Origin of the sequence: Rubrivivax benzoatilyticus JA2 = ATCC BAA-35 (assembly GCF_000190375.1) — a bacterium.
GTDB classification, from domain to species: domain Bacteria; phylum Pseudomonadota; class Gammaproteobacteria; order Burkholderiales; family Burkholderiaceae_C; genus Rubrivivax; species Rubrivivax benzoatilyticus.
Window position 1 is genome coordinate 48,671 of sequence record NZ_AEWG01000097.1, and the last position, 13,711, is coordinate 62,381.

Consider the following 13,711-nt stretch of genomic DNA (forward strand, 5'->3'; position numbering starts at 1 on the left):
CCGCGGATGGACGCGCCGGCGCAGGACCGTCGGCAGGGCGATCGGCGCCAGGGCGACCGGCGGGCGACGCCGCCGCATGCGGAGTCCTCGTGGTTCGGCCACGAGTCCAGCTTCGACCCGAACTGGGCCGCCAGCGGCAACCAGGAGATCGACCAGCGCCTGCGCTCGCTGTGGTCGCAGCGTGTCATCGGCGCCGAGGACAGCGCGCTGGCGCGCATCCACCGCACCTATGCCGCGGTGCGCGCGGCCTTCGGCATCGCGCTGGTGGCGGTGCAGGGCGCCGGCAACCTGCTCGGCGCGCGCCTGTCGCTGCCGCTGACGCTGATCTGCATCGCCTACGCGGTGCAGGCGATCGCGCTGTGGCTGCTGCCGCGTTTCCAGCCGCTGACCACGCCGGTGGCCTCGCCGATGCTGCGCCGGCGGCAGTGGCTGGCCACCGTCGGGGTCGACCTCGTCACCTTCGGGGCGCTGCACCTGGGTGGCAGCGGCGGCCCGGTCAACTACTCGGCACTGCTGGTGCTGCCGGTGCTGATGGCCGGTGTCGTCGGGCCGCGCCTGGTGGCGCTGGGCACCGCCGCCGGCGTCGCGCTGCTGCTGCTGGCCGGCGTCTCGCGCGGCGGCTGGGACGACCTCGAACTCGCCGGCTCGCTGCTGCAGTCCGGCCTGGCCGGCTTGGGCCTGTTCGTCATCGCGCTGCTGTCGGGCGAGCTGTCGGCGCGCCTGGCGCGCGAGGAGCAGGCCGCTCGCGGCAGCCTCGAGCTGGCGCGCCAGCAGGCCCAGCTCAACCGGCTGGTGATCGAGGAGATGGTCGACGGCGTGCTGGTCGTCGACGGGCGGCTGCGCGTGCGCGCCGCCAACCCGGCGGCGCGTGCGCTGCTGGTCGACGCCGGGCTGAGCCCGCCGGCGCCGTTCGGCCTGGAGACGCGGGCGAGCTGGGCGCCGCTCGCGCGCTCGGTGTCCCAGGCGCTGGCCGAGCGCCAGTGGCCCGAGGCCGGACGCGAGGTCACGCTGGCCTTCGACGGCGGTGTGCCGCGCACGCTGCGCCTGCGCGTGCGTTTCGTGCGCGGGCGCTCGCCGGCCGAGGGCGGGCCCGGCGAGCCGCTGTGCGTGCTGCTGCTGGAGGACGTGCGCATCGCCCAGGCCCGGCTGCAGCAGGAGAAGCTGGCGGCGATGGGTCGCGTGTCGGCCGGCATCGCGCACGAGATCCGCAACCCGCTGGCCGCGATCTCCCAGGCCAACGCCCTGCTGCTGGAAGACGAGCTCGCGCCCGCGCAGCGGCGCCTGGCGCGCATCGTCGCGGACAACGTCGACCGGCTCAAGCGCATCGTCGACGACGTCATGGAGCTGGCGCCGGGCGGCCCGCAGGCCGTGCCGGTGCCGCTGGACGCCACCGCCGAGGTCGGCTGTGCCGCCGCCGACTGGGCCGCGACGGCCTCGCTGCCGCTCGGCCATGCCAGCCGGCTGCGTGTCGAGCTGCCGGAGGCGCCGCTGGGTGTCGGCTTCGATCCCGAGCACCTGCGCCGGGTGCTCGTCAACCTGCTCGACAACGCCCGCCGCCACGCCAGCGAGGCCCCGGCGGCGATCCGGCTGCAGCTCTTCGCGCTGTCCGAGACCCAGGCCCAGCTGGTCGTCGCCAGCGACGGGCCGGCGATCGCGCCGGAGGTCGAGCCTTACATCTTCGAGCCGTTCTTCTCGACGCGCAGCCGTGGCGCCGGCCTCGGCCTGTATATTTGCCGCGAGCTCTGCGAGCGCTACGGCGCGAGCATCGGCTACCGCCGGCGCGAGGCCGACGTCGGTGCCCGCAACGAGTTCGTCGTCACGATGAAACGCTGCCCGCTGCCGGCAGCCGACTCCCCGCTGCAACTGACCCCGTGAGCGCCGCCACGCCGCCCCGATTGCTCGTCGTCGACGATGAGCCCGACCTGCGCACGCTCTACGAGCTGACGCTGCTGCGCGAGGGTTACGACGTCGAGAGCGCCGAGACCGTCGCGGAAGCCTGGGCCGCGCTGCAGTCGCGCCGCTTCCAGCTGCTGATCACCGACATGCGTCTGCCCGACGGCACCGGGCTGGACCTGCTGCGCCGGCTGGAGGATGCCGGGCGCGGCGAGAAGGGCATCGTCATCACCGCCTACGGCTCGGCCGAGAACGCCGTCGAGGCGCTGAAGGCCGGCGCCTACGACTACCTCACCAAGCCGGTCGACCTGCGTCAGTTCCGCGCCGTCGTCGCGTCGGCGCTGGGGCGCACGCCGGCGACCGACGGCGCGCGTGCGGCGCGACCGGCCGACGCGCGCCACACGCTGCCGCCGCGCCGCGCGCTGGAGCGCATGGCCGGCGAGTCGGCCGCGCTGCAGCAGGTGCGCAGCCTGGTCGGCAAGGTCGCCCGCAGCATGGCGCCGGTGCTGGTGCACGGCGAGTCGGGCACCGGCAAGGAACTGGTCGCGCGCGCGATCCACGAGCTGTCGCCGCGCCACGCGATGCCCTTCGTCGCGGTGAACTGCGGCGCGATCCCGGAGTCGCTGCTCGAAGCCGAGTTCTTCGGCTACCGCCGAGGCGCCTTCACCGGCGCCGTCGAGGACCGCGAAGGCTTCTTCCAGGCCGCGCAGGGCGGCACGCTGTTCCTCGACGAGATCGGCGACCTGCCGCTGGCGATGCAGAGCAAGCTGCTGCGCGCGGTGCAGGAGCGTGCGGTGCGGCCGCTGGGTGCGGTCGCCGAGCAGTCGGTCAACGTGCGCATCGTCAGCGCCACCCACAAGGACCTTTCGGCCGAGGTGCATGCCGGGCGTTTCCGCCAGGACCTGTTCTACCGCCTGAACGTCATCGAGATCGTCGTGCCGCCGCTGCGCGAGCGGCTCGAGGACCTGCCGGCGATCGCCGCCGCGGTGCTCGAGCGCATCGCCGGCGACGCCGGGGTGTCGCCGCCGCCGGTGCTGTCGGCCCAGGCGCTGGCGCACCTCTCGCGCTACGCCTTCCCCGGCAACGTGCGCGAGCTGGAGAACCTGCTGCACCGTGCCGTCACGCTGGCCGGCGGCAGCGTCGTCGAGTGCCGCGACCTCGGGTTGCCGGAAGCCGTGTTCGCCGACTCCGGGCACCAGGAACTGGAGCCGCCGGCGCCAGCGCCGCTGCGGCCGGCGCCGGCCGAGGTGCCGCTGCCCGACGACCTCGCGGCCTACCTCGACCAGGTCGAGCGCGAGATCCTCGAGCGTGCGCTCGAGCGCCACCGCTACAACCGCACCGCCGCCGGCGCCAGCCTCGGGCTGTCGCTGCGCCAGATGCGCTACCGCATGGCGCGGCTGGGCATCGGCAGCGGCGACGACTGAGTGGCGGGCTCGCCGCGTCACTGGCGCGACGGCTGGTACGCCGGCGCGCGGGTCGTCCCGTCGCCCAACTTCGGCCCGCGGCCACCGGGCACGGCGGTCTCGCTGGTGGTGCTGCACTCGATCAGCCTGCCGCCGGGCGAGTACGGCGGTGACGCCATCGAACGCCTGTTCACGAACACGCTGGACTGCGACGCCCACCCGTACTACGACCGGCTGCGCGGGCTGCAGGTGTCGGCGCACTTCGTCATCCGCCGCGGCGGCGGGTTGCTGCAGTTCGTGTCCTGCGACGATCGCGCCTGGCATGCCGGGCGTTCGGTGTGGCGCGGGCGCGAGAACTGCAACGACTGGTCGATCGGCATCGAGCTCGAAGGGCTGGAAGGCCAACCTTTCGAGACCGCGCAGTACGCCCGCCTGGCGCGGCTGCTGCCGGCGCTGGCGCGCGCCTATCCGCTGGCCGAGCTGACCGGCCACGAGCATGTCGCGCCGGGGCGCAAGCACGACCCTGGCGCAGGCTTCGACTGGCCGCGTCTGGCGCGGCTGCTGGCCGTGCGCGCACCCGCGCTGCGCGTGGCGCCGGCCGTCGGCTGAGCCGCCTCTCTCGGCTTCGCCCGCCAGTCTCTCGAAGGTGCGCCCGTGGTGCTCCACGAGGGTGCCTCGCGGCCCGCTCCTGGTGCGGGATTCCACGCATGCGGACGCTATTCCTAGTGCATTGCAGGCTTTGGTGGCGCTAGATATAGTGTCTGCTCGCGTCGTGCTCCGGCGCCGTCGGCCGCTTCCCCGGGGGCTGCGGCGTGCGGCCCGTGCCGCGGTCCTCCCCGGCCGCGCCGCGCCGAAAGCGCGCCCAGCCTTCCGCCCACCACACCGACAGGGGAACCCCATGCAAGCAGTCCAGTCGTCCGCGACCGAGGCCGTCGTGCCCGCTCGAAGCGCCGCCGCCATCCCGGCCGCCGCGTCCGTCAGCGGCTACCAGATCATCCGCCGCAACGGCTCGGTCGTCGCCTTCGAGCCCAACAAGATCGCCGTCGCGCTGATGAAGGCCTTCCTGGCCGTGCACGGCGCGCAGGGTGCGGCCTCGGCCAGCGTGCGCGAGACGGTGGACCAGCTGACCGAAGGTGTCGTGCGGGCGCTGGTGCGTTCGCGCCCGGGCGGCGGCACCTTCCACATCGAGGACGTGCAGGACCACGTGGAACTCGGCCTGATGCGCGGCGGCCACCACGAGGTCGCGCGCGCCTACGTGCTCTACCGCGAGCGCCGTGCGCAGGAGCGGTCGCGCCAGGCCGCGGCGCCCCAGCCGGCGGCGCCCGAGCTGCACGTCGTGGACGGCGGCCAGCGCCTGCCGCTGGATCTGGACGCGCTGCGTTCGCTGGTCGAGCAGGCCTGCGCCGGTCTGGGCGAGGACGTGCGTGCCGAGCCCATCCTCGCCGAGACGCGCCGCAACCTCTACGACGGCGTGCCGCTGGACGAGGTCTACAAGGCGGCGATCCTCGCCTCGCGCACGCTGATCGAGAAGGACCCGGCCTACACGCGCGCCACCGCGCGCCTGCTGCTGCACACGATCCGCCGCGAGATCCTCGGCGCCGACGTGCGCCCCGAGGCGATGGCCGCGCGTTACGCCGAGTACTTCCCCGCGTACGTGCGCCAGGGCGTGCAGGCCGAACTGCTCGACGAGGAGCTGCAGCGCTTCGACCTCGCCCGCCTGGGCGCGGCGCTGAAGCCCGAGCGCGACCTGCAGTTCGACTACCTCGGCCTGCAGACGCTGTACGACCGCTACTTCCTGCACGTCGACGGCCGGCGCATCGAGCTGCCGCAGGCCTTCTTCATGCGTGTCGCGATGGGCCTGGCGCTCAACGAGATCGACCGCGAGGCGCGTGCGATCGAGTTCTACGACGTGCTCTCCAGCTTCGACTTCATGTCCTCGACGCCGACGCTGTTCAACAGCGGCACGCGGCGTTCGCAACTGTCGTCTTGCTACCTGACGACGGTGTCCGACGACCTCGAAGGCATCTACGAGGCGCTGAAGGAGAACGCGCTGCTGTCCAAGTTCGCCGGCGGCCTGGGCAACGACTGGACCCCGGTGCGTGCGCTGGGCAGCCACATCAAGGGCACCAACGGCAAGAGCCAGGGTGTCGTGCCCTTCCTGAAGGTCGTCAACGACACCGCGGTGGCCGTCAACCAGGGCGGCAAGAGGAAGGGCGCGGTCTGCGCGTATCTCGAGACCTGGCACCTGGACATCGAGGAGTTCCTCGAACTGCGCAAGAACACCGGCGACGACCGCCGGCGCACGCACGACATGAACACCGCGAACTGGATCCCGGACCTGTTCATGAAGCGCGTGATGGAAGGCGGCGACTGGACGCTGTTCTCGCCTTCGTCGTGCCCCGACCTGCACGACAAGTTCGGCGCTGCCTTCGAGCAGGCCTACGTGGCCTACGAGCGCAAGGCCGACCGCGGCGAGATCCGTCCGTTCAAGCGCCTGCCGGCGCGCGACCTGTGGCGCAAGATGCTGACGATGCTCTTCGAGACCGGGCATCCGTGGATCACGTTCAAGGACGCCTGCAACCTGCGCAGCCCGCAGCAGCACGTCGGTGTCGTGCACTCCAGCAACCTGTGCACCGAGATCACCCTGAACACCAGCGCCGGCGAGATCGCGGTCTGCAACCTCGGCTCGATCAACCTGGCGCAGCACGTCGCCGGCGGCGGCATCGACCAGGCCAAGTTGAAGCGCACGGTGTCGACGGCGATGCGCATGCTCGACAACGTCATCGACATCAACTACTACGCGGTCAAGAAGGCGCGCGACGCCAACCTGCGCCACCGTCCGGTCGGCCTGGGCCTGATGGGCTTCCAGGACTGCCTGTACCAGCTGCGCCTGCCCTACGCCAGCGACGCCGCGGTCGAGTTCGCCGACCGCTCGATGGAAGCGCTGTGCTACCACGCCTACTGGGCGTCGAGCGAGCTGGCCGAGGAGCGCGGGCGCTACTCCAGCTACCGCGGTTCGCTGTGGGACCGCGGCGTGCTGCCGCAGGACACGCTCGACCTGCTGGCCGCCGAGCGCGGCGGCCACGTCGAGGTCGACCGCAGCGAGACGCTGGACTGGGCGGCGCTGCGTGCGCGCATCGCCGTGCACGGCATGCGCAACTCCAACTGCGTGGCGATCGCGCCGACGGCGACGATCTCCAACATCATCGGCGTCGACGCCTCGATCGAACCCTGCTTCGGCAACCTCTCGGTGAAGAGCAACCTGTCGGGCGAGTTCACCGTCGTCAACGAGTACCTGGTGCGCGACCTGAAGCGCCTGGGGCTGTGGGACGACGTGATGGTGATGGACCTGAAGCACTTCGACGGTTCGCTGCGCGCCGTCGACCGCGTGCCCGACGAACTGAAGCAGCTCTACGCCACCGCCTTCGAGGTCGACGCACGCTGGCTCGTCGAGGCCGCGGCGCGGCGCCAGAAGTGGATCGACCAGGCGCAGTCGCTGAACATCTACATGGCCGGCGCTTCGGGCAAGAAGCTCGACGAGATCTACAAGCTGGCGTGGACACGCGGCCTGAAGACCACCTACTACCTGCGCACGATGAGCGCGACGCACGCCGAGAAGAGCACCGTGGCGCCGGGCGCGATGAACGCCGTGCCGCGCCATGGCGGGCTGGAAGCCGCCGCGGCCGCCGAGCCCGCGAGCGACGTGCGCTTCTGCTCGATCGACAACCCCGATTGCGAGGCCTGCCAGTAAGGCTTCGGAGCGTCTAACGCTCGAAGTGCGCATTCTTCGGAACCTCATGCGTTCACCGAATGCGCACCCATGGCAACTAGTGCTTGGTGATCCCGAGCAAGCCCTCGATAATTCAACAACAGGACGTCCACACATGCTGGTCTGGGAAGACGAAGTACGCAGCACCCCGGCGATCGCCCCTGTGGCGATGACGCCCCCGTCGGACACCGCCGCACGAAGCGTCGCGGCCACGAATGCCTCGCCGGTTTCGCGCCCCGCCGCGACGGCCCACACGCGGCGCGTCAACGTCGCTGACAAGCGCATCATCAACGGCCAGACCGACGTGAACCAGCTGGTTCCGTTCAAGTACAAGTGGGCCTGGGAGAAGTACCTCGCCACCTGCGCCAACCACTGGATGCCGCAGGAAGTGAACATGAGCCGCGACATCGCGCTCTGGAAGGACCCGAACGGCCTGACCGAGGACGAGCGCCGCATCGTCAAGCGCAACCTCGGCTTCTTCGTCACCGCCGACTCGCTGGCCGCCAACAACATCGTGCTCGGCACCTACCGGCACATCACCGCGCCCGAGTGCCGCCAGTTCCTGCTGCGCCAGGCCTTCGAGGAAGCGATCCACACCCACGCCTACCAGTACATCGTCGAGTCGCTGGGGCTGGACGAAGGCGAGATCTTCAACGCCTATCACGAGGTCGCGGCGATCCGCGACAAGGACGAGTTCCTGATCCCGTTCATCGACGCGATCATGGACCCGGCCTTCAGCACCGGCACGCCCGAGGCCGACCAGACGCTGCTGAAGAGCCTGATCGTCTTCGCCTGCCTGATGGAAGGCCTGTTCTTCTACGTCGGCTTCACGCAGATCCTGGCGCTGGGCCGGCAGAACAAGATGACCGGCGCGGCCGAGCAGTACCAGTACATCCTGCGCGACGAGTCGATGCACTGCAATTTCGGCATCGACCTGATCAACCAGATCAAGCTCGAGAACCCGCAGCTGTGGACGCCGGCGTTCAAGGCCGAGATCCGCGCGCTGTTCGAGCGCGCCGTCGAGCTCGAGTACCGCTACGCCGAGGACACGATGCCGCGCGGCGTGCTCGGCATGAACGCGTCGATGTTCAAGGGCTACCTGCGCTACATCGCCAACCGGCGCGCGACGCAGATCGGCCTGGAGGCGCTCTTCCCGAACGAGGAGAACCCGTTCCCGTGGATGAGCGAGATGATCGACCTGAAGAAGGAGCGCAACTTCTTCGAGACCCGCGTCATCGACTACCAGAGCGGTGGCGCTCTGTCATGGGATTGAGCGGGAAACGCCGCTCCCCGAACCCGGCGGGCCACGGCCCGCTGCCGTCGCACGGTGCCTTCGCGGGGCCCGTGCGACGTTTCACATCCGCGGTCCGGGAACAGCGCCGCCAGATGCGCCGTCCCGTGGCCGCTGCCCCATTCGTCGTACCGGGGCGAGTGCCCGGCCCCAGCCGGGCGTCAGAACGCCGGACGACGGATTGCCGTGCCGCTCATGACGGCGCGGTGCTCTTTGCAACTTGATCAAGGAGATCGTGATGGCAACTGCGAAGAAGGCGCCCGCCAAGAAGGCCGCGCCGGCAAAGAAGGCGGCTCCGGCCAAGAAGGTCGTGGCTGAGAAGAAGGCCGCTGCGCCGGCCAAGAAGGCTGCGCCGGCGAAGAAGGCCGCCGCGGTCAAGAAGGCGGCGGCGCCGGCCAAGAAGGCCGCTGCGGCGAAGAAGGCGGCCGCCCCGGCGAAGAAGGCCGCTGCGGTGAAGAAGGCGGCGGCGCCGGCGAAGAAGGCCGCGGCGCCGGCGAAGAAGGCTGCAGCGCCGGCCAAGAAGGCGGCGGCTCCGGCGAAGAAGGCGGCAGCGCCGGCCAAGAAGGCGGCGGCTCCGGCGAAGAAGGCCGCCCCCGCGAAGAAGGCGGCGGCGCCGGCCAAGAAGGCGGCGACCGTGAAGAAGGCTGCGGCCCCGGCGCCGAAGGCGGCCGAGCCCAAGGCCCCGGCCAAGAAGAAGGCCGCGCCGAAGAAGGCCGAACCTGCGCCGGCGGCGGCGCCCGCGCCGGCCGCCAAGACGACGCTGAGCCCGGCGGCCGCCTGGCCGTTCCCGACCGGCAACAAGCCCTGATGACGAACCGGCCGCTCGAGGCGGCCGGTGTCGTGGTCTGCAAGCCCGGCCTCGGCCGGGCTTTTTCATGCCTGCGCGGCGGGCGTCAGAGGCCCAGCGCGGCGCGGTCGACGACGTGGTTCTGGCCGCCCTTGCTGGCGATCTTCAGTGCGCCGATGCGGTTGCCCAGCGCGGCGCAGCGTTCCAGGTCCCAGCCGCGTTCCAGGCCGTAAAGCAGGGCGGCGCGGAAGGAGTCGCCGCAGCCGGTCGGGTCGACGATCCCGGCGGCGGCCACGCCCGGCACCTCGCGGCGTTCGCCGTCGGTCCAGATCTCGCAGCCGCGTTCGCCCAGCGTCACGACGACACCCTTCAGGTTCGAGCGCGACAGGCCGGCGAGGTCGGTGCCGATGCGTTCGCAGAGGATGCGGCCTTCGTAGTCGTTGACGGCGACCCAGCTCGCGATCTCGACCATGCGCCGCAGCGCCGGGCCGTCGAACATCGGCAGCTGCTGGCCCGGATCGAAGATGAACGGGATGCCGGCGGCGTGCATCTGCTCGGCGTGTTCGCCCATCGCCTCGCGGCCGTCGGGCGAGATGATGCCGATCTTCAGGTCGGCGCGCGCCGGCACCTTGGCCAGGTGCGCGTTTTGCATCGCGCCCGGGTGGAAGGCGGTGATCTGGTTGTTCTGGACGTCGGTGATGATCATCGCCTGCGCCGTGTACGAGGCTTCGTCGACCATCACCAGCGAGGTGTCGGCGCCCCAGCCCTTCATGCGCGCGAGGTAGTCGGCGCCGTCGTTGCCGAGCGCGGCCATGACCACCGCCTCGCCGCCCAGCGCCTGCAGCGTGTAGGCGATGTTGCCGGCGCAGCCGCCGAACTCGCGCCGCAGCGTCGGCACCAGGAACGACAGGTTCAGGATGTGCATCTGCTCCGGCAGGATCTGCTCCGCGAAGCGGCCGGGGTAGGTCGTGATGGTGTCGAAGGCGAGCGATCCGCAGATCAACGCGGGCATAGGAGACTCCGGGGAAGTGGCGCGCGCGCGGCGCGCAGGCTCAGGGGTAAAAGATCTCGATCGTATAGCCGGCCACCGGCTTGCCGGCGGCCGTCAGCGTGACCTGGATCGGCATTTCGGCTGCCGGCGCGACCGCCGGCGTGGCGATGCCGGCCTCGGCCGGCGTGATGACGCGGCGCGCGACGATGCCGCCGCGGCTGTCGGACAGCGTCAGGTCCAGCGCCGGCACCGCCAGCGGCAGCGCCGAGCGGTTGCGCAGCAGCAGTTGCAGCTGGTACATCGCCGTGCCTTCGACGCGCACCAGGCCGCTGCTCTCGACGCTCAGGCCTTCGATCGAGCGCGGGGGCGCGATCGTGCAGTCCGGTGCCTGGCACAAGGCCTCCAGCAGCGGCTGCGTGGCCGGCCATCGGGCGGCGACGAAGTCGCGGTACTCGTAGGCGGCCTGCAGCGCGAGGCCGGCGGCCCCGGCGACGCAGAGGGCGGCCAGCGCGGCGCGCACGCGCGGCCGGCGCCAGCGCTCGCGGCGTTCGGCGTGGCGCAGGAAGGCGGGTTTGGGCTCCTCGGCGGCCGCGGCCGGTGGCGTGTCCGGTTCGGTCACGGCGGCCACGGGCTCGGCGTCTGCCGCCTCGGGCGGGGTGTCGGCCGTCGCGGCCGGGGCCCAATCCTCGGGCGCCTCCCGGTGCGGCTCGTCGAGGCCGGCATGGCGTTCGAGCAGCACGGTCTCGGCGTGCGTCGGCTCGGCCGGCGGCGTCGCACCGGTCTCGGGCGCGGGTTCGGGGTCGGGCTCGTCTGCCGGCCCGGCGTCGATCGCCGGACGGCTGTCGACGGCCGGCGCTGCGGGCGGCTCCGGGTCAGACGGTCGGGGGGTGTCGGCGGCGTCTCGACGTCGAGGTCGACGAGGTTCTGGATCGCGTTGAAGACCTCGCCGCAGCGGCCGCAGCGAACCCAGCCGTCGGAGACCCGAAGCTGGTCCTGCACCACACGGAAGACGGTACCGCAGGACGGGCACCGGGCGGCGAGCGTCATGCGTCGATCATGCCATGCGCGTTGCCGTCATCAGGATCCAGCCGTCCTCGCGGTCGCTCACTTCGAGCGTCAGGAACGGCGCGTAAGCCGCCTTCAGCTCGTCGGCCTGGCGCTCCAGGATGCCGGCCAGCACCAGCGAGCCGCCCGGCGCGACGAAGCCGGCCAGCAGCGGCGCCAGCAGCTTCAGCGGCGTGGCCAGGATGTTGGCCAGCACCAGCGGGTAGGCGCCGCCGGCCGCGTCCGGCAGGCCGGCGTTCAGCGTCACGCCGTTGGCCGTGGCGTTGGCGCGTGTCGAGTCGACGGCAGCCGGGTCGATGTCGACCGCGTCGACCGCCGCCGCGCCGTGCAGCGCCGCCGCGATCGCCAGGATGCCCGAGCCGCAGCCGTAGTCGAGCACGCGGCTCCACGGCCGGGCGTTCGTGGCGATCCAGCGCAGGCACATGCGGGTCGTCGGGTGCGTGCCGGTGCCGAAGGCCAGGCCCGGATCGAGCCGGATCACGCGCTCGGCGGCGGCCGGCGGCTCGTGCCAGCTCGGCACGATCCAGAAGCTGGGCGTGATCTCGACCGGGCCGAACTGCGACTGCGTGATGCGCACCCAGTCCTGCTCGGCCACCGGCTCGAGCGCCTGCAGCGACAGGCCCTCGGTCCAGTCCTGCGCCAGCAGCAGCGTCGCCGCACGTTCGGCCGCGGCCTCGTCCTCGAACAGGGCGCGCAGCGTCGAGCGGTCCCAGCCCGGGCGCGGCGCCGGCATGCCCGGCTCGCCGAACAGCGCCTGCTCGGCGTCGGTGCCGGCGTCGGCGTCCTCGACCGAGACCGACAGCGCGTCCAGGTCGTCGGACAGCGCGTCGGAGACGGCTTCCACCAGCGCCTCGGGCGCCCGCAACACCAGTTCAAACATCATCAGCGGATCATCGCTTGTGTTGCGCGAGCCAGCCTTCCAGGTAATGGATGCTGGTGCCGCCTTCGACGAACTTGGCGTCCAGCATCAGCTCGCGGTGCAGCGGGATGTTGGTCTGGATGCCCTCGACCACGGTCTCGCTGAGCGCGCTGCGCATGCGCGCCAGCGCCTGCTCGCGCGTGTCGCCGTGCACGATGACCTTGCCGATCATCGAGTCGTAGTTCGGCGGCACGTAGTAGTTCGTGTAGGCATGCGAGTCGACGCGCACGCCCGGGCCGCCCGGCGGGTGCCACATCGTCACGCGGCCCGGCGACGGCGTGAACTTGTACGGGTCCTCGGCGTTGATCCGGCACTCGATCGCGTGGCCGCGCAGCTGGATGTTGCGCTGGGCGAACGGCAGCTTCTCGCCGGCGGCGATGCGGATCTGCATCTGCACGATGTCGATGCCGGTCACCAGCTCGGTCACCGGGTGCTCGACCTGCACGCGCGTGTTCATCTCGATGAAGAAGAACTCGCCGTTCTCGTACAGGAACTCGAAAGTGCCGGCGCCGCGGTAGCCGATCTTCTTGCACGCCGCCGCGCAGCGTTCGCCGACGCGGTCGACGATGCGCCGCGGGATGTTCGGCGCGGGCGCTTCCTCGATGACCTTCTGGTGGCGGCGCTGCATCGAGCAGTCGCGCTCGCCGAGCCAGACCGCGTTGCGGTAGTTGTCGGCCAGCACCTGGATCTCCACGTGACGCGGGTTCTCCAGGAACTTCTCCATGTAGACGGCCGGGTTGCCGAAGGCGGCACCGGCTTCGGTGCGCGTCGTCTGCACGGCGTTGAGCAGCGCGGCCTCGGTGTGCACGACGCGCATGCCGCGGCCGCCGCCGCCGCCGGCGGCCTTGATGATCACCGGGTAGCCGATGGCGCGCGCCTGGCGGATGATCTCCTTCGGGTCCTCGGGCAGTGCGCCGTCGGTGCCGGGCACGCAGGGCACGCCCGCGCGCAGCATCGCCTGCTTGGCCGACACCTTGTCGCCCATCATGCGGATCGCCTCGGGCGTCGGGCCGATGAAGACGAAGCCGCTCTTCTCGACACGCTCGGCGAAGTCGGCGTTCTCGCTCAGGAAGCCGTAGCCGGGGTGGATCGCCTCGGCGTCGGTGACCTCGGCCGTCGAGATGATCGCCGGCATGTTGAGGTAGCTCTGGGCCGACGGCGCCGGGCCGATGCAGACCGCCTCGTCGGCGAGCTTGACGTACTTGGCCTCGCGGTCGGCCTCGGAGTAGACGACGACCGACTTGATGCCCATCTCGCGACAGGCCCGCTGGATGCGCAGGGCGATCTCGCCCCGGTTCGCAATGAGGATCTTCTTGAACACGGCGGTCGCGCTTACTCGACGATGAACAGCGGCTGGCCGAACTCGACCGGCTGGCCGTTCTCGCACAGGATGCGCACGATGCGCCCGGCGCAGTCGGCCTCGATCTCGTTCATGATCTTCATCGCCTCGATGATGCAGACCGGCTCGCCTTCCTTGATCTGCTGGCCGACGTCGGCGAACGGCTTGGCGCCCGGGCTGGCGGCGCGGTAGAAGGTGCCGACCATCGGCGACTTGATGACCTTGCCGGCGGGCTCGGCCGGAGCCGCCGGTTC

At 71.3% G+C, this 13,711-nt stretch carries 11 protein-coding genes and 1 pseudogene; 6 read left to right on the plus strand and 6 right to left on the minus strand.

Features of this window, described 5'->3' with window-relative positions; translation table 11 throughout:
- The first annotated feature begins 6 nt into the window (after positions 1–6).
- From RBXJA2T_RS11565 to RBXJA2T_RS11590, 6 genes are all read left to right on the plus strand, one after another.
- On the plus strand, positions 7–1,875 hold the full coding sequence (locus RBXJA2T_RS11565; protein WP_009857556.1) for a sensor histidine kinase: 1,869 nt from the start codon (positions 7–9) through the stop codon (positions 1,873–1,875).
- Complete coding sequence (locus RBXJA2T_RS11570; protein ID WP_029718536.1) at positions 1,872–3,317, plus strand: sigma-54-dependent transcriptional regulator; 1,446 nt, start codon at positions 1,872–1,874, stop codon at positions 3,315–3,317. The genes RBXJA2T_RS11565 and RBXJA2T_RS11570 overlap by 4 nt, the downstream gene beginning before the upstream one ends.
- On the plus strand, positions 3,318–3,905 hold the full coding sequence (gene ampD, locus RBXJA2T_RS11575; protein WP_009857558.1) for a 1,6-anhydro-N-acetylmuramyl-L-alanine amidase AmpD: 588 nt from the start codon (positions 3,318–3,320) through the stop codon (positions 3,903–3,905).
- Positions 3,906–4,194: 289 nt separating this feature from the next.
- Positions 4,195–7,047 carry a ribonucleoside-diphosphate reductase subunit alpha gene (locus RBXJA2T_RS11580; protein WP_009857559.1) on the plus strand — a complete coding sequence of 951 codons (2,853 nt, stop codon included), beginning with the start codon at positions 4,195–4,197 and terminating at the stop codon, positions 7,045–7,047.
- Positions 7,048–7,180: 133 nt separating this feature from the next.
- Entirely contained in the window at positions 7,181–8,338 is a 1,158-nt protein-coding gene (locus RBXJA2T_RS11585) for a ribonucleotide-diphosphate reductase subunit beta (protein WP_009857560.1), read from the plus strand.
- 256 nt (positions 8,339–8,594) lie between these two features.
- Positions 8,595–9,164 carry a hypothetical protein gene (locus tag RBXJA2T_RS11590; RefSeq protein WP_029718535.1) on the plus strand — a complete coding sequence of 190 codons (570 nt, stop codon included), beginning with the start codon at positions 8,595–8,597 and terminating at the stop codon, positions 9,162–9,164.
- Between the two features lie 85 nt (positions 9,165–9,249).
- On the opposite strand, the gene RBXJA2T_RS11595 is transcribed toward RBXJA2T_RS11590, so the two are convergent.
- The 6 genes and pseudogenes from RBXJA2T_RS11595 to accB form a co-directional block, all read right to left on the minus strand.
- Positions 9,250–10,155, minus strand: a complete 906-nt coding sequence (locus tag RBXJA2T_RS11595; protein WP_009857562.1) for a carbohydrate kinase family protein — start codon at positions 10,153–10,155, stop codon at positions 9,250–9,252.
- 40 nt (positions 10,156–10,195) lie between these two features.
- Positions 10,196–10,873, minus strand: coding sequence for a DUF3426 domain-containing protein (locus tag RBXJA2T_RS11600; protein WP_009857563.1), 678 nt, complete (start codon positions 10,871–10,873; stop codon positions 10,196–10,198).
- A gap of 239 nt (positions 10,874–11,112) precedes the next feature.
- A pseudogene (locus tag RBXJA2T_RS21065) lies at positions 11,113–11,181 on the minus strand (MJ0042-type zinc finger domain-containing protein); the annotation flags it as partial.
- 7 nt (positions 11,182–11,188) lie between these two features.
- On the minus strand, positions 11,189–12,079 hold the full coding sequence (prmA, locus tag RBXJA2T_RS11605) for a 50S ribosomal protein L11 methyltransferase (RefSeq protein ID WP_029718533.1): 891 nt from the start codon (positions 12,077–12,079) through the stop codon (positions 11,189–11,191).
- Positions 12,080–12,089: 10 nt separating this feature from the next.
- Positions 12,090–13,439, minus strand: coding sequence for an acetyl-CoA carboxylase biotin carboxylase subunit (accC, locus tag RBXJA2T_RS11610; protein ID WP_009857565.1), 1,350 nt, complete (start codon positions 13,437–13,439; stop codon positions 12,090–12,092).
- Between the two features lie 11 nt (positions 13,440–13,450).
- Positions 13,451–13,711 (minus strand): acetyl-CoA carboxylase biotin carboxyl carrier protein (gene accB / locus RBXJA2T_RS11615; RefSeq protein ID WP_009857566.1); only part of this gene is annotated, 261 nt, incomplete at its 5' end.